Annotated in this window: 25 protein-coding genes; 7 read left to right on the top strand and 18 right to left on the bottom strand. The window is 70.8% G+C overall.

The window, feature by feature from the left end:
- Window positions 1–4 precede the first annotated feature (4 nt).
- From AB0K11_RS18570 to AB0K11_RS18545, 6 genes are read right to left on the bottom strand one after another with little or no spacing between them, the layout of a single operon-like run.
- Complete coding sequence (locus AB0K11_RS18570) at window positions 5–1,390, bottom strand: rRNA small subunit methyltransferase B (RefSeq protein WP_364979718.1); 1,386 nt, start codon at window positions 1,388–1,390, stop codon at window positions 5–7.
- Entirely contained in the window at window positions 1,387–2,319 is a 933-nt protein-coding gene (fmt, locus tag AB0K11_RS18565; RefSeq protein ID WP_364979715.1) for a methionyl-tRNA formyltransferase, read from the bottom strand. The genes AB0K11_RS18570 and fmt overlap by 4 nt, the downstream gene beginning before the upstream one ends.
- A 25-nt stretch (window positions 2,320–2,344) precedes the next feature.
- Window positions 2,345–2,881: a LemA family protein gene (locus AB0K11_RS18560; RefSeq protein ID WP_364979712.1), complete on the bottom strand. Its 537-nt coding sequence runs from the start codon at window positions 2,879–2,881 to the stop codon at window positions 2,345–2,347.
- Entirely contained in the window at window positions 2,875–4,686 is a 1,812-nt protein-coding gene (locus tag AB0K11_RS18555; RefSeq protein ID WP_364979709.1) for a DUF2207 domain-containing protein, read from the bottom strand. The genes AB0K11_RS18560 and AB0K11_RS18555 overlap by 7 nt, the downstream gene beginning before the upstream one ends.
- A 37-nt stretch (window positions 4,687–4,723) precedes the next feature.
- On the bottom strand, window positions 4,724–6,670 hold the full coding sequence (locus AB0K11_RS18550) for a primosomal protein N' (RefSeq protein ID WP_364980478.1): 1,947 nt from the start codon (window positions 6,668–6,670) through the stop codon (window positions 4,724–4,726).
- Window positions 6,671–6,724: 54 nt separating this feature from the next.
- Window positions 6,725–7,447, bottom strand: a complete 723-nt coding sequence (locus AB0K11_RS18545) for a lysoplasmalogenase (protein ID WP_364979706.1) — start codon at window positions 7,445–7,447, stop codon at window positions 6,725–6,727.
- Here AB0K11_RS18545 and AB0K11_RS18540 point away from each other — a divergent pair.
- The 4 genes from AB0K11_RS18540 to AB0K11_RS18525 are packed head-to-tail and all read left to right on the top strand — an operon-like array spanning window position 7,446 to window position 11,241.
- Complete coding sequence (locus tag AB0K11_RS18540) at window positions 7,446–8,405, top strand: alpha/beta hydrolase (protein WP_364980475.1); 960 nt, start codon at window positions 7,446–7,448, stop codon at window positions 8,403–8,405. The two genes, AB0K11_RS18545 and AB0K11_RS18540, sit on opposite strands and share 2 nt — an antisense overlap.
- Complete coding sequence (locus tag AB0K11_RS18535) at window positions 8,402–9,358, top strand: alpha/beta hydrolase (RefSeq protein WP_364979703.1); 957 nt, start codon at window positions 8,402–8,404, stop codon at window positions 9,356–9,358. The genes AB0K11_RS18540 and AB0K11_RS18535 overlap by 4 nt, the downstream gene beginning before the upstream one ends.
- Window positions 9,355–9,723 (top strand): hypothetical protein, encoded by a 369-nt coding sequence (locus AB0K11_RS18530; RefSeq protein WP_364979700.1) that lies wholly within the window; start codon window positions 9,355–9,357, stop codon window positions 9,721–9,723. Before AB0K11_RS18535 ends, AB0K11_RS18530 begins: the two co-directional genes overlap by 4 nt.
- Before the next feature lie 39 nt (window positions 9,724–9,762).
- Window positions 9,763–11,241, top strand: a complete 1,479-nt coding sequence (locus AB0K11_RS18525; protein WP_364980472.1) for an NAD(P)/FAD-dependent oxidoreductase — start codon at window positions 9,763–9,765, stop codon at window positions 11,239–11,241.
- 6 nt (window positions 11,242–11,247) lie between these two features.
- Here the strand turns inward: AB0K11_RS18525 and metK are convergent, their stop codons facing one another.
- The 5 genes from metK to mihF form a co-directional block, all read right to left on the bottom strand.
- Window positions 11,248–12,456 (bottom strand): methionine adenosyltransferase, encoded by a 1,209-nt coding sequence (gene metK, locus AB0K11_RS18520; protein WP_364979697.1) that lies wholly within the window; start codon window positions 12,454–12,456, stop codon window positions 11,248–11,250.
- A 132-nt stretch (window positions 12,457–12,588) separates the two neighbouring features.
- On the bottom strand, window positions 12,589–13,845 hold the full coding sequence (coaBC, locus tag AB0K11_RS18515) for a bifunctional phosphopantothenoylcysteine decarboxylase/phosphopantothenate--cysteine ligase CoaBC (RefSeq protein ID WP_364979694.1): 1,257 nt from the start codon (window positions 13,843–13,845) through the stop codon (window positions 12,589–12,591).
- Window positions 13,846–13,889: 44 nt separating this feature from the next.
- On the bottom strand, window positions 13,890–14,186 hold the full coding sequence (gene rpoZ / locus AB0K11_RS18510) for a DNA-directed RNA polymerase subunit omega (RefSeq protein ID WP_264016214.1): 297 nt from the start codon (window positions 14,184–14,186) through the stop codon (window positions 13,890–13,892).
- 121 nt (window positions 14,187–14,307) lie between these two features.
- Window positions 14,308–14,883: a guanylate kinase gene (gene gmk, locus AB0K11_RS18505; RefSeq protein WP_364979691.1), complete on the bottom strand. Its 576-nt coding sequence runs from the start codon at window positions 14,881–14,883 to the stop codon at window positions 14,308–14,310.
- Between the two features lie 8 nt (window positions 14,884–14,891).
- Entirely contained in the window at window positions 14,892–15,209 is a 318-nt protein-coding gene (gene mihF, locus AB0K11_RS18500; protein ID WP_264016205.1) for an integration host factor, actinobacterial type, read from the bottom strand.
- 509 nt (window positions 15,210–15,718) lie between these two features.
- On the opposite strand from mihF, the gene AB0K11_RS18495 reads away from it, so the two are divergent.
- Window positions 15,719–16,117 (top strand): hypothetical protein, encoded by a 399-nt coding sequence (locus AB0K11_RS18495; RefSeq protein WP_364979687.1) that lies wholly within the window; start codon window positions 15,719–15,721, stop codon window positions 16,115–16,117.
- A 151-nt stretch (window positions 16,118–16,268) separates the two neighbouring features.
- A complete protein-coding gene (locus tag AB0K11_RS18490; protein WP_364979684.1) occupies window positions 16,269–16,592 on the top strand; it encodes a hypothetical protein in 324 nt (107 codons plus the stop codon).
- 71 nt (window positions 16,593–16,663) lie between these two features.
- Here AB0K11_RS18490 and pyrF read toward each other — a convergent pair whose 3' ends face one another.
- From pyrF to pyrR, 7 genes are read right to left on the bottom strand one after another with little or no spacing between them, the layout of a single operon-like run.
- Window positions 16,664–17,476 (bottom strand): orotidine-5'-phosphate decarboxylase, encoded by an 813-nt coding sequence (gene pyrF, locus AB0K11_RS18485; RefSeq protein WP_364979681.1) that lies wholly within the window; start codon window positions 17,474–17,476, stop codon window positions 16,664–16,666.
- A 2-nt stretch (window positions 17,477–17,478) separates the two neighbouring features.
- Window positions 17,479–20,823: a carbamoyl-phosphate synthase large subunit gene (gene carB, locus AB0K11_RS18480; RefSeq protein WP_364979678.1), complete on the bottom strand. Its 3,345-nt coding sequence runs from the start codon at window positions 20,821–20,823 to the stop codon at window positions 17,479–17,481.
- Window positions 20,824–21,945, bottom strand: a complete 1,122-nt coding sequence (gene carA / locus AB0K11_RS18475; protein ID WP_364979675.1) for a glutamine-hydrolyzing carbamoyl-phosphate synthase small subunit — start codon at window positions 21,943–21,945, stop codon at window positions 20,824–20,826.
- Window positions 21,942–22,499, bottom strand: a complete 558-nt coding sequence (locus AB0K11_RS18470) for a transporter (RefSeq protein WP_364979672.1) — start codon at window positions 22,497–22,499, stop codon at window positions 21,942–21,944. Before AB0K11_RS18470 ends, carA begins: the two co-directional genes overlap by 4 nt.
- Complete coding sequence (locus tag AB0K11_RS18465; RefSeq protein WP_364979669.1) at window positions 22,496–23,797, bottom strand: dihydroorotase; 1,302 nt, start codon at window positions 23,795–23,797, stop codon at window positions 22,496–22,498. The genes AB0K11_RS18470 and AB0K11_RS18465 overlap by 4 nt, the downstream gene beginning before the upstream one ends.
- Entirely contained in the window at window positions 23,794–24,741 is a 948-nt protein-coding gene (locus AB0K11_RS18460; protein ID WP_364979666.1) for an aspartate carbamoyltransferase catalytic subunit, read from the bottom strand. Before AB0K11_RS18460 ends, AB0K11_RS18465 begins: the two co-directional genes overlap by 4 nt.
- The gene (pyrR, locus tag AB0K11_RS18455) at window positions 24,738–25,319 is read right to left on the bottom strand and encodes a bifunctional pyr operon transcriptional regulator/uracil phosphoribosyltransferase PyrR (RefSeq protein ID WP_364979663.1); all 582 of its coding nucleotides are present in this window, start codon (window positions 25,317–25,319) and stop codon (window positions 24,738–24,740) included. The genes AB0K11_RS18460 and pyrR overlap by 4 nt, the downstream gene beginning before the upstream one ends.
- Window positions 25,320–25,432: 113 nt before the next feature.
- Between pyrR and AB0K11_RS18450 the strand changes: the two genes are divergently transcribed.
- Entirely contained in the window at window positions 25,433–26,638 is a 1,206-nt protein-coding gene (locus AB0K11_RS18450; RefSeq protein WP_364979660.1) for a serine hydrolase domain-containing protein, read from the top strand.

Below are 26,638 nucleotides of genomic sequence, written 5' to 3'. Positions count from 1 at the left end.
GATTTCACCCTACTTCCAGCACCGCGGCGAACATCGCGTCGGTGCCGTGCCGGTGCGGCCACAGCTGGACGTACGGGCCGTCGCCGAGGTCGGGCAGCGGCTCGCGGCCCGTTGCGAACAGCGGCCGGGTGTCCAGCGCGGTGACCGGGTGGCGCCGCAGCGCGTCGGCCACCACGCCCACCGTCTCGGCCAGGTGCGGCGAGCAGGTGGCGTAGAGCACCACACCGCCCGGGCGGGTGAGCGCGATCGCCGCGGCGAGGAGTTCACGCTGCAGTTTCGCCAGCGGGGGCACGTCGCCGGGCTGCCTGCGCCAGCGTGCCTCGGGCCTGCGGCGCAGCGCGCCGAGGCCGGTGCACGGCGCGTCGACCAGCACCCGGTCGAACCCGGGCGTCAGCCCGCTGTCGCGGCCGTCGGCGCGCACCACGTCGACCCCCAGGCCGAGGGTGTTCTGCTGCACCATGTCGGCGCGGGCGGGTGCGGGTTCGACGGCCGTCACCCGGGCGCCCGATTCGGCGCCGATGGCCGCCAGCATCGCGGTCTTCCCGCCCGGTCCCGAGCACAGGTCGAGCCAGCGGCCGGTGTCGCCGTCGACCGGAGCCCGTGTCAGGGCCAGCGCCACCAGTTGACTGCCCTCGTCCTGCACCAGGGCGGTGCCGTTGCGCAGAGGTTGCAGGGCGCCGGGGTCGCCGCCGGGCAGGTGCACGGCGTACGGCGAGTAGCGGCCGACGGTGCCGCCGACGGCTTCGGCCAGCGCGTCGGCGCCGAGCACACCCGGGCGGGCCGCCAGGTGCACCACCGGTCGATCGTTGTCCGCCCCGAGTACCGCGTCGAGCTGTCCGGCGTCCGCACCGAGCGCATCGCTGAACGCCTGCGCGATCCAGCGCGGGTGGGCGTGCACGAACGCCGTGTGGCCGACGGGGTCGGCGTCCGCGGACGGCGCGAGTTCGGCGAGCCAGGACTGTTCGTCGCGCCTACCGATGGTGCGCAGCACACCGTTGACGAAACCGGCTCGCGCCGTGTCGAATTCGATGCCCGCCTGTTCGACGGTGGTGGACACCGCGGCATGCGGTTCCACCCGGGTGCGCAGCAGCTGGTAGGCGCCCAGCCGCAGCAGGTCGAGCAGCATCGGGTCGATGCGGTCGACCGGCCGGCCGGCCGCGTGCTCGATCACGGCGTCGAGCAGGCCGCGGGTGCGACAGGCGCCGTAGGTCAGTTCGGTCGCGAAAGCGGCGTCGCGGCCGGTGATCCCGCGTTCCCGCAGCATGGCGGGCAACGCCAGGTTGGCGTACGCGTCGCGCTCCGACACCGCCCGCAGGACGTCGAGGGCGGCCCGGCGAGCCGGATCGAGCGGAGTCCGGCGGGGCCGCTTGGTGTTCTTCGGGCGGGTCATTGCGCGCGGACCGACCCGTCGAGGCGGGCGCCCCTGGCCCAGTCGCCGGCGCTCATCATCTTCTTGCCCGGGGGCTGGATCCGGTCCAGCCGGACGGCCGCCGACCCGGTGCCCACCAGCACGCCGTCCCGCGATACTCGGATCTCGCCGGGCGCGAGCGCCTCCACCTCCGCCTCCGCGATCGAGACGGGCCCCACCTTGACCCGGAGGTCACCGATCATGGTCCAAGCGCCGGGATTCGGCGTGACCGCGCGGATCCTGCGGTCGACGGCGTGGGCGGGCAGATCCCAGCGCACCCGCGCCTCGTCCACGGTGATCTTCGGCGCCACCGTCACCCCGTCGGAGGGCTGCGGCACCGCGGTCAAAGTGGCGTCGGCGATGCCGTCGAGAGTGGTCTCCAGCAGGGCGGCGCCCGACACCGCGAGGCGTTCGAGGAGCGCACCGGCGGTGTCGGTGGGCCGAATGGTCTCGGTGACCACCCCGTAGACCGGTCCGGAATCCAGCGCAGGCTCGATCAGGAAGGTGGTTGCGCCGGTCACCGTGTCGCCCGCGGCGATCGCGGCCTGCACGGGCGCGGCGCCCCGCCACGCGGGCAGCAGGGAGAAGTGCAGATTGATCCAGCCGTGCGCGGGCACGGCCAGCAGCGGCTCGCGCAGCAGTGCGCCATAGGCGACCACCGCGCAGCAGTCCGGCTGCAGGGCGCTCAGTTCGGCGACGAACTCCTCGGAGTTGGGCCGCTGTGGGCGCAGCACCGGTACGCCGTGTTCCAGCGCCACCTCGGCGACCGGCGACGGCGAGGGCTTCCCGCGCCGGCCCGAGGCGGCGTCCGGGCGGGTGAGCACGGCGATCACCTCGTGACGCGGGGAGGCGAGCAACCGTCGCAACGACGGCACGGCTGGATCCGGGGTGCCGGCGAAGACGATGCGCACCGCGACAGTCTAGGGAAGTGCCGGCTCATCTCGGCGTCTGGTAGTACTCGCGCGCGGTGGTGCCCGCGAGCGGCGCGACGAACATCCACGGGATGGTGGTGGCCAGCCGGTTCAGTGTGGCCACCGCATCGTTGTAGTACTGGCGCGCGAACGCCAGCTTGTTCTCGGTGTCGGCGAGGTTCTCCTGCAGTTGCAGGAAATTGCCCGACGACGAGAGCTGCGGATAGTTCTGTCCCAGTGCGACCACTTCGCGCACCGCGGTGTCGAGATCGCGTTCGGCCGTGCTGCGCTGGGTCACCGACGTGCTGCCGGTGGCCGCCGTCAGTGCCGCGCGCGCCGCGGTGACGTGGTCGAGGATCGCCTTCTCGTGCGCCGCGAACGTCGTGACGGTGTGCACCAGGCCGGGGATCAGCGAGGCCCGCCGGGTCAGCTCCACGTCGATGCCGGCGAGAGCCTCGGCGACGCGGACGTCGGCGGCCCGAAGCCGGTTGTAGCCCATCACGAATCCCACCAGCACCGCGACGGCCAGCACCAGGATCAGGACGAGCAGGAATCTCACCACGAGCCGCCTCCTCCTCCGCCCCCGCCGCCGCCACCGCCGCCGCCTCCACCGCCGGAGCTGCTGCTGCCGCTACTCGACGACGACGACGCCTGCGAGGCAGTGTAGGCCCCGATCGACGACGACAGCGCCGACTCGAAGCTGTCGAAGCCGCCGCCGGCGGAGCCGGTGAACGCAGAACCCGTCGACGACGACGAGTTGTACCAGTCCGGTTGCGGCGCAGGCATTCCCATGGTGGTCTGATACTTCGCCGCCCACAGCGCCGCGGCGCCCGCGGCGACCGCGAACGGCATGTAGGCGGTGTAGAGGTCCTTTCGTGCGGCGAAGTCGAACCGGGTCTCGGCCGAGTCGGTGGCCAGCATCCGGTGGAATCCGCCCGCCTGTGACCACAGTTCGCGACCGGCGGCGGTACGCCGGGTGCCCACCCCTTTCCTCCACGACTGCAGTGACAACAGGAAGAACGCGGCGAACGGCAGCCCCCACATGGTGGCCGGGAAGCCCCAGCGGAAGAACCCGCACACGGCGAGGACGAATGCGAAACCGCTGGCGGCCGTGGCCCACAGCTCTTTCTTCTGCTTCACCAGCAGCCCGCCGTCGAACGCCCACTTCTCGACCGCGTCGGCCATCTCCTTCTTGGCCTTCTCGAGCTTCTTGCCCGCGGAGACGGCCTTCTTGGCCTCGAACTCCGATCCGGGCGACGTCACCTTGAGCGCCGATCCGACCGCGACACTCACCGGGTCGACGTCGGCCCAGGCGCCGCGTTCGGCAACCCCCCGCACGTTCCACTGGTCGGCGTTGACCTGCCGCAGGTCGACCAGACCGCGGTCGGCCAGGTGGAACAGCGTCGCCGTCAACCCGTGTTTGGGGACGCCCTCGGTGCGGATGTACTCCACCTGCACCGGCCCGAGACCCGGCGGCGGCGCGTACTGCAGGGGGAACCCCGGCGGCGTCTCGCGTGTCCTGCGTGACCAGAACCAGCCGGCTGCGGCACCCAGTCCGGTCAGCGCGGCGACCCAGGCAGCAGTGCTGAGCGAGCGTCCGAAGATGCGGTCCCAGTGGTAGTTCCACGGGAGTTCGGCACGGGCGGGCGGCGCGACGTCGACGCCCGCGCGCAGCGTCACCGGCGTGCCCGGCTCGAGGTTCAGCGCCCGAAGGGTCACGGTGTCACCGACGACCGCCAGGTCGCGGCAGGCCTGACCGACGCCCACCCCGACACTGCACTGCGCCCCGGTGACCGGCCCGGGCAGTCGCACCGAGATCTCGGCCCGCTCGATGGTGTTGTTCCACGCCGGCGCGATGACGTTCCAGTAGAACGCCGAACGTGAGTTGGGCTCACCGGTGGTCGCGGCGAACGTCCGGTCCGCGCCCGTCGATCCGGGGTCGAGCACACCGGGGATCGCGTAGCGGATCTCGAAGACGTGCGCGCCTGCGTCGAGCGTGATGTCGGCGTCGCCGATCTTGGCCACCCGGAACCGGTCGCCGCTCTCCCAGAGCATCCGGTAGCTCGCGGGGGCGCCGTCGAGGATGATCGACGTGACCTCCGGTATCTGCCGCACGTGCGGGCTGTTCCGGTTGCCGACGTCCCAGTACCGGAACAGGCCGTGCCGCCCGCCGGGGAAGTCGGCGGTGATGATCTCGGTGGCATACAGGGTGCCGTCGGCGGCGACGGTGTACTCGGCGCGGTAGTCGCTGAACACCACCGGATCGTCGACCTGGCCGCCACCGCCGCCGGCCTCCAGCAGGAGTGGCCAGAGCAACCCGATCGCGATGACTCCCAGGGTGATCAGCCATGCGATCGGCCGCCGCATGAGAACCTCCCGTCCGGCGTGACACGCCGCGTGCGACTCACCCTATGTGCAACGGGTCCATCTGCACCCGAACCGGCTCGTGTTCGCGCCGCGCGCTCTGCACGCCGATCGCCCGGCGCAGCGCGGCGGCCAGTTCGTGGCCACGGCCACGATCGACGCGCACCAGCATCCGGATCACCTCCACGCCCGCGGGCAGGCCCGCCGGCCGGCGCACACCGGGCGGCAGCTCGACCGGCCCGAGCACGTCGGTCCCCGCCGGGAAGTCGGCCTCCTCCAGCAGCGCAGTCACCGCAGGCGGCATGCCGTCGAGCGCGGCCATGTGCGAGCTCGGCGGCAGACCCACCTCGGCGCGGGAATCGAGTTCCAGTTCGGCGTGACCGACCGGATCCCAGCGGATGAGCGCCTGCACGGTCGGCAGCGACGTCTCGGCGACCACGACGACCACGCCGCCGTCGCCGCGCGGGCGGACCAGCGTGGCCACCGACAGCCACCGCCGCAGCGTGTCCTCCGCGGCGCGCAAGTCCTGGCGGCCCAGCAGCGCCCAGCTGTCCAGCAGCAGCGCGGCGCCGTAACCCTGGGGGGCGGCGGGTTCTGCCCCGGGGGTGGCGACCACGAGTGCCGGGCCGTCGCCGACCGTCGCGACGACCGACTCCCCCGACGACGTGATCACCGACTGCCCGGGGAACGCCCGGCCGAGTTCCTCGGCGGTGCGGCGGGCGCCGACGACCACCGCCCGCACCGCACCCGAGCCGCAGCGCGTGCAGCGCAACATCGGATCATGCCTGCCGCACCAGCGGCACACCGCGCCCTCGCCGCCCCGCTCCGGCAGTGACAGCGGTCCCGCACAATGCCTGCACCGCGCGACGGTCCGGCACTTCGCACATGCCAGCGAGGGCACGTAGCCGCGGCGTGGCACCTGCACCAGCACCGGCCGTGCCGCCTCGAGCGCCGTGCGCGCGGCCCGCAACGCGACCGACGGCAGGCGCGCGGAGCGGGCCGCGGGATCGCGTTCCTCGGCGTAACCGCCGTCCTCGAGTCCGACCACCCGCGGCGAGCACGACCGCACCACAGGCCTAGCGGCCACCAGATCGTGGGCCCAGCCGGACCGCACCAGTGCCTGCGCCTCGGCGGTGCGCGTCCAGCCGCCGATGACCGCCGCGCAGCGCAACTGGTGCGCCCGCAGCATCGCCACCTCCCTGGCGTGCGGATAGGGCGCTCGCGGTTCGGACAGCGAGTCGTCACCGTCGTCCCACACCAGCACCAGCCCGAGATCGTGCACCGGCGCGAACACCGCACTGCGCGTGCCGATCACCACGCGGGCACGGCCGCGCAGCACCGCCAGCCACCGCCGGTACCGTGCGGCAGGCCCGAGACCCGCGGCCAGCGCCACCGTGTCGTCGGCACCGCAGCGGGCGACCACGGCCTCCTCCAGCACGTCGACGTCCTTCTGGTCGGGCACCACGGCCAGCACGCTGCGCCCGCCGCACAGCGCCGCGGCCGCGGCCTCGGCGAACCGGTCGGCCCACCGCTCACCCGGCAGCGCCTGCCACACCGCGCGTGCGGCGCGGTTCTCCCCCAGCGCGGCAAGAAACCGTTCGCCGCGCTGATACCGCGCCCACCCCGCCGGATCGGGCGGCTGGTGCGCGGAAACCGTTGCGGGCGGTGGTGGCTCGCGTTCCACCCGGGCGTGCCGGGGCGGGATCGCCAGCCGCAGCACGTCGGGCCGGGTGCCGGCGTAGCGCGCCGCGACGGCGTCGACGAGGCGCCGGATGTCCGGTGTCAGCACGGGTTCGGGCGACAACACGCGGTCCAAGCGGCCGAGCTTGCCCACGTGGTCGGTGTCCGAGCGGCGCTCCAGCACGAAGGCGTCGACGAGTCGGCCGTGGAACCGGACCCGCACCCGGACCCCCGGCTGGGCGTCGTCGGACTGCTCGGCGGTCACCAGGTAGTCGAAGTCACGGTCCAGGTGCGGCACCGTGAGCATCGGCACCACCCGGGCGATGGGCTCGTGCTCGGCGGGCTGCCTCAGATCGGTCACTTAAGCCGGTGTAGCAGACGGCGCCGACGTCCGGCCGAAGAAGAACCCGGCGGTGATCAACAGCAGCGACGCCGCATACGCCCACCAGATCGGCACGGCGAGCGCCTCGGAGCGCAGCACGAACCGGCCGATGCCGATCATGGCGTCGGACACCGCGAAGCACACTGCGCCCACCGCGGTCCACGGTGTCGGCAGCCGGGCGAGCAGCGCCGCGCACATCATCGCGCCGAGCACCGAGATGTAGAGCGTCACCGGCAGCGCCATCCCGTCCGCGGTCAGCGACGGCCAGAACCAGACCAGCAGCGCCGCGCACGCCACGACGGTGACCGCAGCGGCCACCAGCCTCGGCGTCGACGGGGAGACGAGCGGCACCAGCGCAAGCAGGAAGCACAGATGCGCCACGAGGAACGCCGCGAGGCCGAGCACGAAGGACGGCTCCCACCACGGCATGGCGAGCAGGAGGTCACCGGCCGCGGAGAACACCAGCGCAGGCACCAGCCACCGCCGCTCCCGGCCGATGCGGTGGCTCGCGGCGGCCACCGCGAGCAGGACCGCCGGCAGCGCCTTGAGCGCCGGTTGCAGCGCGAACTGTCCGGTCAGCTCCGACCCGGCGGGCAACCGCAGCGCGGTGACGAGGAGGAACACCCCGTACAGGGCACCGATGAGGGCCGCGGCCAGCCACAGTGTCCTGATCCGGCGGGCGTACGGTGTCGTCGTGTCCATGGGTAGTGAAGAGCCAGAGAAGCCGGCCGTCGACGCCATTCTGATGAAGGTACTGGAGGCGGTGCCGTTCCAGTTGACAACCGACGGCGGACCGGAGGACGCCCGCCGCCGGTTCCGCGACCTGCCCCGCACGCCCGTGCTGCCGGAGCTGCGTGTCGAGGACCGCACGGTCGACGGGCCGGCCGGGCCGATCCCGGTCCGGGTGTACTGGCCGCCCGAAGTGAGTTCGGCACGGCCACCGGTGCTGGTCTGGCTGCACGGCGGCGGCTGGGTGGTCGGCGACCTCGACACCTACGACAACACCGCCCGGCAGCACGCCGCGGGTGCGGGCGCCGTGGTGGTGTCGGTGGATTACCGGCTGGCTCCGGAGCACCCCTACCCCGCCGCCGTCGACGATGTCTGGGCCGCAACGCAATGGGCGGCCGAACACGCCGGCGAGCTCGGCGCCGACGGTGACCGGCTGGCCGTCGCCGGCGACTCGGCGGGCGGCAATCTCGCCGCGGTGGTCGCACAGCTGGCCCGCGACGCGGGCGGACCGGCGCTGTGCCATCAGCTGCTGTGGTATCCGGCCACCACATGGGACACGTCGTTGCCGTCGTTCCGTGAGAACGCCGACGCCCCCATCCTGAACACCACGGCGACGAAGGCATTCTCGCGCTGGTACGCCGGAGACGTGGATCTGACGGACCCGCCTGCCACGCTGGTGCCCGCTCGGGCGGCCGATCTGAGTGGGCTGCCGCCGGCCTACATCGCCGTCGCGGGCCACGACCCGCTGCGCGACGACGGCATCCGCTACAGCGAATTGCTCTCCGCCGCAGGGGTACCGGTCGAGTTGGACAACGCCGAGACCCTGGTACACGGCTATCTCGGCTATGCCGGCATAGTGCCCGCGGCGACGGAGGCGATGGACCGGGGACTGGCGGCGCTGCGTGCGGCCTTCGCCGCCGTGCGGCCATGACCGACCGCACGGGCATCGACCCGACGATGCGCGCGCTGCTCGATCTGGTGCCGTTGAAGTTCGACGCCGCGGAGGGCGTCGAAATCGCCCGGGAGAAGATGCGTCAGGTGAGGCCGCCGCCGGATACGTTGCCGCCCATGCGGATCGAGGAACGCACCGTCGGGTACGGCGACGTCACCGACGTCCCGGTACGGATCTACTGGCCACCCGTCGAGGACTCCGGCCCGCTGCCGGTGGTGGTGTACTTCCACGGCGGCGGCTGGTGCCTCGGCGACCTGGACACCCACGACGGGGTGGCCCGCGCCCATGCCCTCGGCGCGACGGCGATCGTGGTGTCGGTCGACTACCGGCTTGCGCCGGAACATCCGTGGCCGGCAGGCATCGACGACTCCTGGGCGGCGCTGCGCTGGGTCGGCCGCCACGCCGCCGAGCTCGGCGGCGATCCGGCGCGGATCGCGGTCGCCGGCGATTCGGCGGGTGCCAACATCTCCGCCGTGGTGGCGCAGCTGGCCCGCGACCAGGGCGGGCCGCCGCTGGTGTTCCAGCTGCTGTGGTACCCGCCCACCACCGGGGACATGACGCTGCCGTCGTTCGTGCAGAACGCCGACGCGCCGGTCCTCGACCGCGACATGGCCGAGGCGTTCCTGCGGTGGTATCTGCCCGAGACCGTGATGAGCGAGCCGGCCGGGCTGCCGCCGACCTTGGCGCCGGCCAACTTCGGCGACCTGACCGACCTGCCGCCTGCATTCATCGGCACCGCCGAACACGACCCGCTGCGCGACGACGGCGCCCGTTACGCCGACCATCTGCGCACAGCGGGGGTGGCGGTGGAATTGCGCAACGAGCCTGCGCTGGTGCACGGGTACGTGAGTTTCGCCGCCGTGGTGCCCGCGGCCGCAGAGGCCACCGACCGCGGACTGTCGGCGCTGCGCGCCGCCCTGCACGGCCGGTGAGCGACCCCGAGATCCTCGACGCCCGCACCACCGGCGAATGGGAGGACTGGCTGACCCGCCACCATGATTCGGCGACCGAGATCTGGCTGCGGCTCTACAACAAGAACGCCCCGGAACCCGGGATGAGTTACGGCGAGGCGGTGGAGGCGGCGCTGTGCTTCGGCTGGATCGACAGCCTCGCCCGCAGGTACGACGACGTGTCGCGCGTCCAGCGGTTCAGTCCGCGCAAGCCGCGCAGCCCGTGGTCGGCGTCGAATGTGCAACGAGTTCAACGCCTCATCGACTCCGGCAGGATGCGCGAGGCCGGGCTGCGCCAGGTGCAGGCGGCGAAAGCGGACGGGCGGTGGCCGACGGGCCACGGGTAGCGTGGGCGCATGCGCGTCGACGGTGACGACAGGAGGGCCATGACCGCACCCGACTACCGGACCGTGATTGTCGGCGCCGGCTTCTCCGGCATCGGCACGGCGATCGAACTCGACCGCGCCGGGTTGGGTGACTACCTGATCGTCGAAGCCGGGTCCGAGGCCGGTGGCACTTGGTACTGGAACACCTACCCCGGCATCGGCGTCGACATCCCGTCGTTCTCCTACCAGTTCTCGTTCGAGCAGAGCCCGCGCTGGTCGCGCACCTACGCCCCGGGCCACGAATTGAAGGCCTACGCCGAGCACTGCGTCGAGAAATACGGCATCCGCGACAAGATCCGGTTCGACACCGAGGTCACCGGCGCCGCTTTCGACGAGCAGGACAACGTGTGGCGGCTGTCCACCGACGCGGGCGACACCGTCACCGCCCGGTTCCTGATCAATGCGGCCGGCGTGCTGAACGTCCCGAAGCCGCCCGACATCGCCGGAGTGGGCAGCTTCGCCGGTGTCACGCTGCACACCGCGCGGTGGGACCACGGTCAGGACCTCACCGGCAAGCGGGTGGCGATCATCGGCACCGGCGCCTCGGCGGTGCAGGTGATCCCCGAGATCGCCCCGATCGTCGAGCAGCTCACCGTCTTTCAGCGCACGCCGATCTGGTGTTTCCCGAAGTTCGACGTGCCGCTGCCGTCGCCGGTGCGCGGACTGATGCGGCTGCCCGGCGGCAGTGCGGTGCAGCGGCTGCTCAGTCAGGCCTTCGTCGAGGTGACGTTCCCGATCTCGGCGCAGTACCACGGCGTCGTCCCGCTCGCGGGCCGGGCGGAGAAGGTCGGCCGGGCGTACCTGCGCAAAGAGGTCAAGGATCCCGTGCTGCGGGAGAAGCTGACGCCGCAGTACGCCGTCGGGTGCAAGCGGCCCGGTTTCCACAACAGCTACCTGTCCACCTACAACCGGGACAACGTGCGGCTGGTGACGGATCCGATCGCGAAGGTGACGCCCTCCGGCGTGGACACCGCCGACGGCGAGCACCACGACGCCGACGTGCTGATCCTCGCCACCGGATTCCGGGTGATGGACGTGGACTCGGGCACGTTCGCCGTCACCGGGATCGGTGGCCGCTCGCTCGCCGACTTCTGGAACGAGCACCGGATGCAGGCCTACGAGGGCGTCAGCGTCCCCGGATTCCCCAACCTCTTCAACATCTGCGGGCCCTACGGCTACGTCGGCTCGTCGTTCTTCGCGCTGATCGAGACGCAGACCCGCCACATCGTGCGGTGCCTGCGGCGGGCCCGCGACGAGCAGGCCAGCCGCGTCGAGGTGACGCAGGAGGCCAACGACCGCTACTTCGCGGAGATGATGCGCAAGCGGCACCGCCAGATCTTCTGGCAGGACAGCTGCCAGAAGGCCAACAGCTACTACTTCGACAAGAACGGCGACGTGCCGCTGCGGCCGGCGACCACGCTCGAGGCGTCCTGGCGTAGCCGCAGGTTCCCGCTGGACGACTACGCGTTCAGCGGGTAGCGCGACCTAGACGGCGTTCTTCAGGGCGTCGACCTTGTCGAGCCGCTCCCACGGCAGATCGATGTCGGTGCGGCCGAAGTGACCGTACGCGGCGGTGTTCGCATAGATCGGGCGCAGCAGGTTCAGGTCGCGCACGATCGCGCCAGGACGCAGGTCGAACACCTCGGTGATCGCCTTCTCGATGATGTCCGGATCGACGGTCGCGGTGCCGAAGGTCTCGACGAACAGCCCGACCGGGGCGGCCTTGCCGATCGCGTACGCCACCTGCACCTCGACCCGCTCCGCCAGACCGGCGGCGACGACGTTCTTGGCCACCCAGCGCATCGCGTAGGCCGCCGAACGGTCGACCTTGGACGGATCCTTGCCCGAGAAGGCGCCGCCACCGTGGCGGGCCCAGCCGCCGTAGGTGTCGACGATGATCTTGCGGCCGGTCAGACCGGCGTCGCCCATCGGGCCGCCGAGCACGAACTTGCCGGTCGGGTTGACCAGCAGCCGGAAGTCGGAGGTGTCCATGGTGTCGTGGCCGAGGTCGGCCAGCACGGTGTTGACCACCTTCTCGCGGATGTCCGGGGTCAAGGTGCCGTCGAGGTCGATGCCCGCCGCGTGCTGCGTGGACAGCACCACCGTGTCCAGCCGGACCGGCGTGGTGCCGTCGTACTGCACGGTCACCTGGGTCTTGCCGTCGGGCCGCAGGTAGTCCAGCACGCCGCTCTTGCGGACCTCGGTCAGCCGCCGGGCCAGCCGGTGGGCCAGCGCGATAGGCAGCGGCATCAGCTCGGGGGTGTCCTTGATGGCATATCCGAACATCAGGCCCTGGTCACCGGCGCCCTGCAGGTCCAGCGGATCGCCCGCGCCTTCGACGCGTGTCTCGTGGGCGGTGTCCACGCCCTGGGCGATGTCGGGCGACTGTGCGCCGATGCCGATGTTGACGCCGCAGGTCTCGCCGTCGAAGCCCTTGTCCGACGAGTCGTAGCCGATGTCGAGGATGCGGGCCCGCACGGTGTTGGTGATGTCGGCGAACGCTTCCTTTGCCGTCGTGGTCACCTCACCGACGACGTGCACCTGACCCGTGGTCACGAGTGTCTCCACCGCGACGCGCGAACGCGGATCGGCGGCGAGCAGTGCATCGAGCACCGAGTCGCTGATCGCGTCGCAGATCTTGTCGGGGTGGCCCTCGGTCACCGACTCACTGGTGAACAGCCGACCTTTGCTCACGGTGGTGCATCCTTCCGTTCGAGCTCTCTCGAGATAGTTAGTCAATCAAATTATGTTCGTGTCCTGTTGCACCCAAGCGTGTCCCTCGCCCGTGCGCAACCCTTTGGCGCAATGTGGTGCGTGCGCTGAAGATCACTCGTCGTTGCTGTGCAGGAACCCCACGATCGCGTCCACGATACGACTGGCCATCAACGTCTTCGAACCGTGCTCCAGGGCGGACTCGGTGCCGTCGGACGCCAGCAGCCAGCCGGCGTTGTCCTCCACCTCGAACGCCCGGTTGTCACCGACGGCGTTCACCACCAGCAGGTCGCAGCCCTTGCGCGCGAGCTTGGCTCTGGCGTGGAACAGGACGTCGCCGTTGGCATCGCCGGTCTCGGCGGCGAATCCCACGATCGCCCGCATGTTGGGCAACTGACCGTCGGCACGTCCGCGCACGGCGCCTGCCAGCACGTCGTCGGTGCGGGTGAGCTCGATCCCCGGCGCCGCGGCGTCGGGGTCGCCTGACTTCTTGATCTTGCTGGTCTGCACCTGCGTCGGCCGGAAGTCGGCGACGGCGGCCGCCATCACCAGCACATGCGCGTCGGGCACGTGCTTGGACACGGCGTCCTTGAGTTGTGCCGCCGAGCCGATGCGCTCCACGTCGACGCCCGCGGGATCGACGAGGCCTGCGGTGTTGCCGGCGATCAGGGTCACGTCCGCCCCGCGCTGGGCCAGTACGCGGGCCATCGCATAGCCCTGCTTGCCCGAGCTGCGGTTGCCGATGAAGCGCACCGGGTCGATGGGTTCGCGGGTCCCACCGGCGGTCACCAAGACCTTCACGCCGGCCAGGTCGTAGGGCAGCGCGTCGCCGCGGGCCAGCAGCAACTGGGCCAGGGTGGCGATCTCCTCGGCCTCCGGCAGCCGTCCGGCACCGCTGTCGGCGCCCGTGAGCCGCCCCGACGCGGGCTCGAGGACGACGGCCCCGCGGCGGCGCAGCGTGGCGACGTTGTCCACGGTGGCCGGGTGCAACCACATCTCGGTGTGCATGGCCGGCGCGAACAGCACCGGACATCGGGCGGTCAGCAGCGTGGCGGTGAGCAGATCGTCGGCGCGGCCCGCGACGGCCCTGGCCAGCAGGTCGGCGGTCGCCGGAGCGACGACCACCAGGTCGGCCTCCTGACCGAAACGCACGTGCGGGACCTCGTGGACGTCGTCCCAGACCCCGGTGTGCACGGGATTGCCCGACAGCGCCTCGAACGTCGCGGCACCGACGAATCGCAGCGCGGACTCGGTGGGCACCACGCGCACGGAGTGCCCGGCCTCGGTGAGCTGGCGGATCAGGGTGCACGCCTTGTAGGCGGCGATGCCTCCGGCGACGCCGACGATGATCCGCTTGCGGTCTGTCGTCACGTCGTCTTCTCGCCCACCAGGCTCATCACGGGCCTACCCGGCGCTTACTCGCCCTCGGTGTGCTCGAGCAGGTCTTCGTGGATCTCGCGCATCGCGATCGAGAGCGGCTTCTCCTGCAGACCCGGCTCGACGAGCGGGCCGACGTACTCGAGGATGCCGTCGCCGAGCTGGTTGTAGTAGTCGTTGATCTGGCGAGCGCGCTTGGCTGCGTAGATCACCAGGGCGTACTTGCTGGACGCGCGACTCAGCAGCTCGTCGATGGGCGGATTGGTGATGCCCAACGGCGTGTCGTAGGAGCCGGCGGCGATCGAATCGACGGACCGGTCGTCCACAGCGGTCAGCTGCGCGTCGGCGTGGGGGGTGCTCAAAGAATTCTCCTGGCGGTGTGCATCAAGTTCGATGGCTGTTCGGCGACCTGGGGGCGGCTCGCACCGGCCCAGCAGGACCGGTCGGCGCGTGGTGTCAATCGGTGCCCACCAGCAAGGATACCAATTCCGAGCAGGCCGACTCCAATCGGCTGTTGACGACGACCTCGTCGAAGTCATGCTGAGCGGCCAGTTCGGTGCGCGCGGTGGCCAGCCGGCGGGCCATCACCTCGGCGGTTTCGGTGCCGCGCCCGACGAGTCGCTGCTCGAGCGCCTCCCAGCTGGGCGGGGCGAGGAACACGCTGACCGCCTCGGGCATCGCGGCTTTGACGGCGCGCGCGCCGGCGAGATCCACCTCGATCAGCACCGGGTGACCGGCCGCGGTCGCATCGACAACGGGTTGCCTCGGCGTGCCGGAGCGGTGCAGGCCACCATGGATCTCGGCCCATTCGAGCAGCGCACCGGTATCGATGAGCTGCTGGAACCGCTCCGCCGTCACGAAGGTGTAGTCGACGCCGTCGACCTCACCCGGACGCGGGGCCCTGGTGGTCACCGAGACGCTGAAATGCAGATCGGGGATCCGTTCACGCAGACAGCGGACCACGGTGGATTTCCCGACGGCTGAGGGGCCGGACAGCACGATCACGCGTCCGGCCCCTCGGCCGGGACTCACCGAGGCGCCTAGTTCTGGTCGAACTTTTCGAGCAGGGCCTTGCGCTGACGATCGCCGAGTCCGCGCAGGCGGCGGGTCGGGGCGATCTCGAGTTCGGTCATGATCTCCTGCGCCTTCACCTTGCCGACCTTCGGCAGTGCTTCCAGCAGCGCGGAAACCTTCATCTTGCCCAAGACCTCGTCGGTCTCGGCATCCTTGAGCACCTGCTTGAGGTTGGTGCCGCCACGCTTGAGCCGGTCTTTGAGCTCGGCACGCGCTCGACGAGCGGCAGCAGCCTTCTCCAACGCTGCCGCGCGCTGTTCGTCGGTCAACTGGGGAAGGGCCACGGGTGTTCCTCCGTCTCTGGCAATTACTTGGGGCCATCATTTACTTGTCTCGGCTGGTCAAACCAGCCAGCGTCGACGACCGTACCCACGCAGTCTGACGAACGCTAACCCCACCCCCGCGTTGTCGCGTCAAAACCGCAGGTTGTAGTACGCCCGCCGGAGCGTGGCCACATGCGCGAGGACCGCGTCCCACCGAAGCCCCCGCACCCGCGGCCACCCTGTTTTGCCTGGACAAGTGGCCTTTTTGCCGCCGCTGCCCGGCCGATCCGGTGGTCGGGATGTTTGCAGGCACTCGACCGCCGACCCGTCACCTCGCAGTTTGGGGAAATTTTCCCAGGTCGTGGCGTGTCGGGCGTGTTGCTGCACTGACGGGCACGTCAGTTTCCGCCCGGTCAGGTGCGCCCAGCTCGCTCCCACGGTCAGGACAGCCGACACCTAGCTTCGCTAACTAGCTTGGCCTGGTCGGGGTCCCACATCAGAGGTGGCGTTCACCTCGGAGAGAAGCTCACATGGACATCAGACGTCTGACCTGTGCGACCGCCACAGCCGTGGCCATCGGCGCCGCGGCGCTGGCCGGCACCCCGGCGGTGGCCGTCGCGCAGCCCGGGCAGCCCTGCCGTTCCGGGGAGTGCCGCGGCCCGGGCGGTGCTCCGCAGAACGGACACGGCGAGCAGGGACGACCCGGCGGACCGGGTGGGCCCGGTGGCCCTGGCCGACCCGACGGCCCCGGTGGGCCGAGATGGGACGCTCCCCCGCCACCGCCGCGCGATCAGGCCTGGCGCGGCATCGACCAGGGGCGTTACGACCATCAGCCGTTCAACTACCGCGGGAGCTGGGTGACGCCGATCTTCAACCCCGAATACCGCAACTGGGGCTTCTGGTTCTTCGGACTGTGGATCCCGCTGTGAGGCGACGACGTCTGCGGCGCAAGCGTATTCATCTCGTGATCAGACGCACAGCGCACGCCTCGACCGGACACAGGGCGCACCCATGCGCGGTTCGTAGCGTCGCCCCGTGCGGCGAACCAGCGCCGCACCGAGCAGAAGTGGAGAGGCAGAGATGACCTTCAAGCGAGCCCTTTACGCGTCGACCCTGGCCGCCGGAGTCGGACTCGCCGGCGCGTTCGGTGTCGGCGTCGGTACGGCGTCCGCCCAGCCGCCGCAGCCGTGCGGCGCGCAGCACGGACAGGCGTGCGGTCCCGGTCAGCAGCGCGACAACCGTGCACCCGCGCCCGCCGCGAACGATTGGCAGGGACGCGGAGTCGACCAGGCACGCAACGACCACCGCCCGTTCAACTGGCGTGGCCAGCAGGTCACCCCGATGCCCGCGGGCAACGGTCACGGGTGGGGCTTCTGGTTCCTCGGCACCTGGATCCCGCTGTAGCGGCAGCGGTCAGGCGCTCATTGCGAACGCGGTGGCGGCGGCGAAGCCCGCCGTCACCGCGCGTCGCGGCGTCATGCCAGGTACGCCACCGCGTCGCGCATCCGTTCGGCGGCCGCCCGCAGCGCCCCCACGTCGGGCCCGGCGCGCAGCACCTCCCGCGACACCGCGGGAAGCAGTTGGCCCGGCAGTGCACCCCCGAGGCCACCGAGCGCCTCGGGCCGCCCGCCCTGCGCGCCGACACCCGGCACCAGCACGGGGCCCGCGAGGGCGCTCACGTCCGGCGGTTCTGCCAGCGTGGCGCCGACCACGACGCCGACCGATCCTGGCTCGGTGGCCCGGTTGACGGCCGCGGCGGCGTCGACGACGGACTGCGCGACCGTGCGCCCGTCGACCAGTGCACGTTGCACCGACGCACCTTCCGGGTTCGACGTCGCGGCCAGCACGAAGACTCCCCTGCCGTGGGCGGCGGCGGTGTCCAGCAGCGGTTGCAGCGCGCCGAAACCGAGGTACGGCGACGCGGTGACGGCGTCCGCGGCCAGCGGCGAGTCACCGGCCCACGCCTCGGCATACGCCGCCATGGTGGAGCCGATGTCGCCCCGTTTGGCGTCGGCGAGCACCAGCACGCCGGCCGCCCGCAGCTCGCCGATGGTCTCCTCGAGCACCGCGAAGCCCGCGGCGCCGTACGCCTCGAAGAACGCCACCTGCGGCTTGACGATCGCGAAGTCGCCGAACGCCGCCACACACGTCTGGCAGAACGCCCGCAGCCCGTCCACCCCCGCGGGCAGCCCCCAGTCCCGCAGCAGCGCGGGATGCGGATCGATGCCCGGGCACAGCGGCCCGCTGCGCGCCACCGCCTCGGCGAGCCGACGACCGAATCCCGGCACGGTCAGCCCGATTCCAGCTCGCTGTGCAGTTCCTGCAGACTCATCACCCCGATGTCGCCGCGGATGCCGGCCTCGATGCCCTGCACCGCCGCCGAGGCACCCTGCACCGTCGTCACGCACGGGATGTTCATGGACACCGCGGCCGAGCGGATCTCGTATCCGTCGATGCGCGGCCCGGAATTGCCGTACGGGGTGTTGATCACCATGTCCACCTCGCCGGCGCGGATGGCGTCCACCGCCGACAGCCGCTTGTCGTCGGCTCCACTGGGACTCTCGTAGTGCTTGCGCACCTCGTCACACGGAATACCGTTGCGGCGCAGCATCTCCGCGGTCCCCTCGGTGGCCAGCACCCGAAAACCGAGGTCGGCGAGCCGCTTGACCGGGAACACCAGCGAGCGCTTGTCGCGGTTGGCCACCGAGACGAAGATGGTGCCCTCCTTGGGCAGCGACCCGTACGCCGCGGTCTGGCTCTTGGCGAAGGCGCTGCCGAAGTCGTGGTCGATCCCCATCACCTCGCCGGTCGACTTCATCTCCGGGCCCAGCAGCGAATCCACCTGTGCGCCGTCGGCGCGACGGAACCGGTGGAAGGGCAGCACCGCCTCCTTGACGGCCACCGGGGCATTGCGCGGAGTGGTCGCGCCGTCGCCGGTCGCGGCCAGCAGCCCCTCCTCACGCAGCTGGGCGATGCTGGCGCCGAGCATGATCCGCGCGCAGGCCTTGGCCAGCGGCACGGAGGTCGCCTTGGACACGAACGGCACGGTGCGGCTGGCGCGCGGGTTGGCCTCGAGCACGTAGAGCACGTCGTCCTTGAGCGCGTACTGCACGTTGAGCAGCCCGACCACGCCGATGCCGTGCGCGATCGCCTCGGTGGCGCGGCGCACCGCCTCGATGTCACTGCGGCCCAGCGTCACCGGCGGCAGCGCGCACGCCGAGTCACCGGAGTGGATGCCGGCCTCCTCGATGTGCTCCATGATCCCGCCGAGGTACACCTCGGTGCCGTCGCAGAGCGCGTCGACGTCGATCTCGATGGCGTCCTCGAGGAACCGGTCCACCAGCACCGGGTGTTCGGGTGAGAGTTCGGTGGCCCGGGTGATGTAGCCGTGCAGGGTCTCGTCGTCGTAGACGATCTCCATGCCGCGCCCGCCGAGCACGTAGGACGGCCGCACCAGCACCGGGTAGCCGATGTCGGCGGCGATGCGGCGGGCCTGGTCGAAGCTGGTCGCCATGCCGAACCGCGGCGCGGGCAGCCCCGCGGAGTTCAGCAGTTCGCCGAAGGCGCCGCGGTCCTCGGCGAGGTCGATGGCCTTGGGGCTGGTGCCGACGATCGGCACCCCGGCCTTCTCCAGCCGTTCGGCCAGCCCGAGCGGGGTCTGGCCGCCGAGCTGGACGATCACCCCGGTGACCCCGGGACCGTCTGCCCCCGATGCCGATTCGGCGTAGTAGACCTCGAGCACGTCCTCGAAGGTGAGGGGCTCGAAGTAGAGCCGGTCGGCGGTGTCGTAGTCGGTGGACACCGTCTCGGGATTGCAGTTGACCATCACGGTCTCGAACCCGGCGGCGCTCAGCGTGGTGGCGGCGTGCACGCAGGAGTAGTCGAACTCGATGCCCTGACCGATGCGGTTGGGCCCGGAACCGAGGATGAGCACCTTGGGCTTCTCGGCCTGGGGTGCGACCTCGGTCTCGGCCGACGGATCGAGTTCGTAACTGCTGTAGTGGTACGGCGTCTTGGCCTCGAACTCCGCCGCGCAGGTGTCGACCGTCTTGAACACGGGGTGGATACCGAGCCGCTGGCGCAGCGCGCGCACGCCCATCTCGCCGGCCAGTTCCGGTCGCAGCGCCGCGATCTGGCCGTCGGACAGCCCGCTGTGCTTGGCCCTGCGCAGCAGCGACCCGTCGAGCACCGGCGCCTCGAGGATCTCCGCGCGCAGCGCCACCAGTCCATTGATCTGGTCGACGAACCACGGGTCGACACCGGAGGCCTCCGCCACCTGTTCGACCGACGCGCCGAGGCGCAGCGCCAGCTCGATGTCGTAGACCCGGCCATCAGTAGGGGTGCGCAGGCCGGTGAGCACCTCGTCGACCGTCAGGTCGGGGTCCGGCGTGGTCCAGAAGCCGGCCCGTTTGGTCTCCAGCGACCGCATCACCTTGCCGAGCGCCTCGATGAAGTTGCGGCCCAGCGACATCGCCTCGCCGACCGACTTCATGGTGGTGGTCAGGGTGGCGTCGGCGCCGGGGAACTTCTCGAACGCGAACCGCGGCGCCTTGACCACCACGTAGTCGAGCGTCGGCTCGAAGCAGGCCGGCGTCTCCTTGGTGATGTCGTTGATGATCTCGTCGAGGGTGTAACCGATGGCCAGCTTCGCGGCGATCTTGGCGATCGGGAACCCGGTCGCCTTGGACGCCAGCGCACTCGAGCGCGACACCCGCGGGTTCATCTCGATGACGATCAGCCTGCCGTCGGCGGGGTTCACGGCGAACTGGATGTTGCAGCCGCCGGTGTCGACGCCGACCTCACGCAGGATCGCGATGCCCAGATCCCGCATGGTCTGGTACTCGCGGTCCGTCAGCGTCATGGCGGGCGCGACGGTGACCGAATCGCCGGTGTGCACGCCCATCGGGTCGAAGTTCTCGATCGAGCAGACGACCACCACGTTGTCGCGATGATCGCGCATCAGCTCGAGCTCGTATTCCTTCCACCCGTAGATGGATTCCTCGATCAGCACGTTGGCCGACGGTGATGAGGCCAGGCCGTGGCCCGCCATCCGTTCCACGTCCTCGGCGGAGTACGCCATGCCCGACCCCAGCCCACCCATGGTGAACGACGGGCGGACGACCACCGGCAGCCCGAGGTCCTCGACGGTCTCACGGACCTCGTCCATGGTGAAACACACCCGGCTGCGCGCGGATTCGCCGCCCACCTTGGCGACGATGTCCTTGAACTTCTGCCGGTCCTCACCGCGCTGGATCGCCTCGAAGTCGGCGCCGATCATCTCGATCCCGTAGCGCTCGAGTGCGCCGTTCTCGTAGAGCGACACCGCGGTGTTGAGCGCGGTCTGCCCGCCGAGGGTGGCCAGCAGCGCGTCGATCTTGTTGCCGCGCTCGGCCTGCGCGGCGATCACCCGTTCCACGAACGCCGGTGTGATCGGCTCGATGTAGGTGTGGTCGGCGTACTCGGGGTCGGTCATGATCGTCGCCGGGTTGGAGTTGATCAGGCTGACCTGCAGGCCTTCGTCGCGCAGCACACGGCAGGCCTGGGTGCCGGAGTAGTCGAACTCCGCGGCCTGGCCGATCAGGATCGGCCCGGAGCCGATCACCAGGATGTGGTTGAGGTCCTCGCGGCGCGGCATCTACTTCTCCTCCGCCATCAGGTCGACGAATTGGTCGAACAGGTAGTTGGCGTCGTGCGGACCGGCCGCCGCCTCGGGGTGGTACTGCACCGAGAACGCGCGGCCGTCAACGAGTTTCACACCCTCGACGACGCCGTCGTTGGCGCAGGTGTGGCTGACGACGGCGCGGCCGAACGGGGTGTCGAACTCCTCCCCCGCCTCGCCTTCGAGCGCGAAACCGTGATTCTGCGCGGTGATCGCGACACTGCCGGTCTGGTGGTCGATCACCGGCACGTTGATGCCGCGGTGGCCGAACACCATCTTGTACGTCGACCGGCCCAGCGCGCGGCCGAGAATCTGGTTGCCGAAGCAGATGCCGAACAACGGGATCCCGGCGCCGAGCACCTCGCGGGTGACGCCGACGATGTGATCGGCGGTGGCAGGGTCGCCGGGACCATTGGACAGGAACACCCCGTCCGGACGCAGGTCGGCGATCTGGTCGAACGTGGCGTCCGACGGCAGCACGTGGCTGCGGATGCCGCGACGGGCGAAGTTGCGCGGCGTGTTGGTCTTGATGCCCAGGTCGATGGCGGCGACGGTGAGCCGGTGGCCGCCCTCGGCCTCCACCACATAGGTCGCATCGGTGCTGACCTGACCGGCGAGATCGGCGCCGAGCATCGCAGGCTGGTTGCGCACCCGTTCCACCAGCTCGTCGGTGCCGGACAGCGCGTCACCGGAGAAGATTCCCGCCTTCATCGACCCGCGACTGCGCAGATGCCGCACCAGCGCCCTGGTGTCGATGCCGGCGATCCCGACGATGCCCTGCGCCACCAGTTCTGCGTCCAGTGTGCCGGTGGCCCGCCAGTTCGACGGGCGCGGCGACGGATCGCGCACCGCGTAGCCGGCCACCCAGATCTTGTCGCCGCGACTCTCGGCGTCCTCGTGGTTCCAGCCGGTGTTGCCGATCTGCGGCGCGGTGGCCACCACGATCTGACCGTGGTAGCTCGGGTCGGTGAGCGTCTCCTGGTAGCCCGACATGCCGGTGGAGAACACCGCTTCCCCCAGCGTCTGGCCGACGGCGCCGAACTCCGTCCCGGTGAACGTCCGCCCGTCCTCGAGCACCAGTAGAGCTACAGATGTCACGCTGTCTTGCCTTCCACGTTGTCGCCGACGCTGTCGGTCGGGGGCGTCTGAACCCATTCGGCGTAGCGGCGCCGGTCGTCGGCCCGGAAGCCGGTGTCGATCTCTACTCCGGACGGCAGCCGCCACCGGATCGCCAGCACGCCGTCACCACGGTCCGCCCCGCGGTGTGGGATCACCTTGCCGGCGATACCCATCTCCGTGCGGACCGCCACGATCGTGTCCTCGGGGATCCAGATCGGCCCGGCGCCGGTGCGCTGCACCATGATTCCCTCCGGGTAGCGGGTGAGCACGGCCTTGGCCCGGAATCCGAGGTCGGCGGCGGCGACGCGGTCCTGCCAGCTCGGCGCCAGTGTGGTGCCGACGTAGAGGCCGGGGGTGGCGGTGATCGTCGCGGAGCCCACCGTGTCGGGCAGTGCCGGCAGTCTGCCGATCAACTCGGCCTGCCGCTGCGCGCGATGCATCCAGCCGCGCAGCATCTGCCGGATGAAGAACGCGATCAGCAGCACCAGCAGTGCCGCCATGATCAGCGAGGCGATCAGCGTCGGGGTGTTCATGAGATAGGGCTCTTCCCGTCCCGCGCCGTGACTTTGCCGCGCAGCATCGTCAGCGTGACGACCGCGGGCAGCGTCATCTGCTCGTAAGGCGTGTTGTCCGAGCGGCTGGCGAGATCCGAGCCCGCCACGGTCCAGGTGGTGTCGGGGTCGACCACGGTCAGGTTGGCCGGCTCACCGACCTCCAGCGGGCGGCCCTGATCCGGCAGCCCGACGATGCGCGCGGGATTCTCACTCATCACCCGGGCCACGTCGCGCCACGTCAGCAGGCCCGACCGCACCATCGTCTCGACCACCACCGACAGCGCGGTCTGCAGGCCCAGCATGCCCGGGCGGGCGTGGGCGAACTCGCACATCTTCTCGTGCTCGGCGTGCGGGGCGTGATCGGTGGCGACACAGTCGATGACGCCGTCCGCCAGGGCCTGCCGCAGCGCCTCGGCGTCGCCGGCCTCCCGCAGCGGCGGGTTCACCCGGTTGCGTCCGTCGTAGTCGGCCAGCCGGCTGTCGTCGAGCAGCAGGTGGTGTGGGGTCACCTCGGCGGTGATCGCGATGCCCTGCTCCTTGGCCCACCGGACCAGTTCGACGGTGCCCGCGGTCGACGCATGACAGATGTGCACGCGGGCGCCGGCGTCGCGGGCCAGCAGCGCGTCGCGCGCGACGATCGACTCCTCGGCGGCGCGCGGCCAGCCGGCGAGTCCGAGCCGCGCGGCAGTGGGACCCTCGTGCGCGACGGCGCCGACGGTGAGCCGGGGCTCCTCGGCGTGCTGGGCGATCAGCGCACCAAGGCCGGTGGCGTACTCCAGCGCACGCCGCATCATCAACGGGTCGTGCACGCAGATGCCGTCGTCGGAGAACATCCGGACCTGCCCGGCCCCGGCCGCCATCATGCCCATCTCGGTGAGCTGGGTACCGGCCAGGCCGACGGTGACCGCGCCGACCGGGTGCACGTCGACCAGCCCGACCTGCTGCCCGCGGTGCCAGACGTGGTCGGTGACCACCACGCTGTCGGCGACGGGATCGGTGTTGGCCATCGCGAAGACCGCGGTGAACCCACCCAGTGCCGCTGCGGCCGAACCGGTTTCGATGTCCTCGGCGTACTCGCGGCCGGGTTCGCGAAGATGGGTGTGCAGGTCCACGAATCCCGGCAGCAGGATCTGCCCGTTGGCGTCGATCACGTCGGCGTCGTCCGGAACGGCGAGGCCGGCGCCGATCTCGCCGATCTGGCCGTCGTCGACCAGCACGTCGACTGGATCGCCCTCTCCGTACAGGCGCACACCCCGGATCAGGACACTGGCACTCATGCGCTGATCGCCTCCTGTTCGGCGCCGACGAGCAGATGGAACAGCACAGCCATCCGGACGTGCACACCATTGGAGACCTGTTGCAGGACGGCGGATTGCGACGAGTCGGCCACCGAGGAGGCGATCTCCATCCCGCGCAGCATCGGACCGGGATGCAGGACGACGGCGTTGCCCGGCAGCAGCGCCTGACGCTGCTGCGACAGGCCGTAGCGCACCGAGTACTCCCGACTGGACGGGAAGAAGCCGCCGTTCATCCGTTCGGCCTGGACCCGCAGCATCAGCACCGCGTCGGCGCCGGGCAGTTCGGCGTCGAGGTGGTGCGACACCGTGACCGGCCACTCGCTCGCGCCGACGGGCAGCAGCGTGGGCGGCGCCACCAGCACCACCTCGGCGCCGAGGGTGTGCAGCAGCGACACGTTGGAGCGGGCGACCCGGCTGTGCAGGACGTCGCCGACGATCACCACCCGCCTGCCCTCGATGCCGCCGAGCCGCTGCCGGATGGTCAGCGCGTCGAGCAGCGCCTGGGTCGGGTGCTCGTGGGTGCCGTCACCGGCGTTGATCACGCTCGGGCCGCCGTTGGGCTCCGCCGTCCACTCCGAGAGCTGTTGCGCTGCACCGGATGCGGGATGACGGATGATCAGCGCGTCGGCGCCCGCGGCCCGCAGTGTCAGCGCGGTGTCGCGCAGCGACTCTCCCTTGGCGACAGAGGACCCCGATGCGCTGACGTTGATCACGTCGGCGCTCATCCACTTGCCCGCCACCTCGAACGACACCCGGGTGCGGGTCGAGTTCTCGTAGAACATCGTGATCACCGTGCGGCCCCGCAGCGTCGGCAGCTTCTTGACCTCACGGCCGAGCAGCGCCTGGCTGAACCGGTCGGCGTCGTCGAGGATCGCCGTGGCCTCGTCCCGGCTCAGGTCGGCGGCAGAGAGCAGATGCTTCATCTTTTCGGCCCTCCCTGGGGTGCGATGGACACGCCGTCGCGTCCGCCGTCGTTCTCCACCAACCGCACCTTGACGTTCTCGCTGCGCGAGGTGGGCACGTTCTTGCCGACGTAGTCGGCGCGCAGCGGCAGTTCGCGGTGCCCGCGGTCCACCAGCACCGCGAGTTGCACGATCCGGGGCCGGCCGATGTCACGCAGCGCGTCCAGCGCCGAGCGCACCGAACGCCCGGTGTAGAGGACGTCGTCGACCACGATCACCAGCGCACCGTCGATGCCGCCCGCGGGGATCGAGGTCTCCTCGAGCGGGCGCGGCGGCTTGCCCGCCAGGTCGTCGCGGTACAGCGTGATGTCCAGCGCGCCGTGCCCGACGGCCACGCCGGAGAACTCGCTGATGTTGGCTGCCAGCCGGGTCGCGAGCGTGACGCCGCGGGTGGGGATTCCGAGGAGCACCACGCGGGGCGCGTCGGCGCCGCCGTCGAGGGCGGTCTTCTCGATGATCTGATGCGCGATACGGGAAATGGTGCGGCCCACGTCCGCCGCCGTCATCAATTCCCGGTCGGGGTTGTCAGGACTGCCCACGCGCGATCCAGACCTCCTTCTCCGCCTCGCCGGACGGATCGTTAAAGGATGTCAAACTGCGGCGCAGCCTACCACCGCGGCAGCGCCCCGGCCGCGCTGGCTAGCCTGGCTAGGTGAATCTCAGTGGCAATCAGGCCTCCATCCGGGATGCGGTCGACGCCGGGGTGCTGGCAGGCGCGGTCACCCTGGTGTGGCGCGGCGGACGGATCGAACAGGTCAACGAGATCGGTCACCGCGACATCGAGGCCGGTCTGCCGATGCGGCGCGACACGGTGTTCCGCATCGCCTCGATGACCAAACCGGTGACGGTGGCGGCGGCCATGGCCCTCGTCGAGGAGGGCAAGCTCGCCCTGACCGACCCGGTGACCAAGTGGCTGCCCGAACTGGCCGACCTGCGGGTGCTCGACACCCCGGGCGGGCCGCTGGACCGCACGCACCCGGCCCGCCGGCCGATCACGGTCGACGACCTGATGACCCATCGCAGCGGGCTCGCGTACTTCTTCTCGGTCACCGGGCCGCTGGCCCGCGCGTACGGCCGCATCTCGGCCAAGCAGTCGCCGGACGCCTGGCTCGCCGAGATCGCCGCCCTGCCGCTGCAGCACCAGCCCGGCGACCGGATGACCTACAGCAACGCCACCGACGTGCTCGGCGTGCTGCTCGAACGCATCGAGGGCGCGACGCTGCACGACGTGCTGACCGAGCGGATCCTCGGGCCGCTCGGCATGGTCGACACCGGGTTCTTCGTGGATCCGCGCAACCGGGGCCGGGTCGCGACGATGTACAAGCTCACCGACGACGACACGCTCAGCCACGACGCGATGGGGCCGCCGACCACCACGCCGCCGCCGTTCTGCATGGGCGGGGCGAATCTGTTCTCCACCGCCGACGACTACCTGCGCTTCGCCCGCATGCTGCTGGAGGGCGGCACGGTCGACGGGGTCCGGGTGCTCTCCGAGGAGTCGGTGCGGTCGATGCGCACCGACCGGCTCACCGCCGAGCAGAAGCGTCACCCGTTCCTTGGCATGCCGTTCTGGATCGGGCGCGGCTTCGGCCTGAACCTGTCGGTGGTCACCGACCCGGCCAAGTCACGGCAGCTGTTCGGGCCCGGCGGGACGGGCACCTTCGGCTGGCCCGGCGCCTACGGGACATGGTGGCAGGCAGACCCCGCCGCCGACATGATCCTGATCTACCTGATCCAGAACCTGCCCAACTTCGGCGCCGACGCCGCGGCCGCCGTGGCAGGCAACACGTCGCTGCTCACCCTGCAATCCGTGCAACCGAAGTTCGTCCGGCGGACGTATCAGGCGCTCGGCCTGTGA

This window comes from Mycobacterium sp. NPDC050551 (assembly GCF_040674075.1).
In the GTDB taxonomy this organism is placed as follows: domain Bacteria; phylum Actinomycetota; class Actinomycetes; order Mycobacteriales; family Mycobacteriaceae; genus Mycobacterium.
This window is presented reverse-complemented; position numbering and strand designations above follow the sequence as displayed.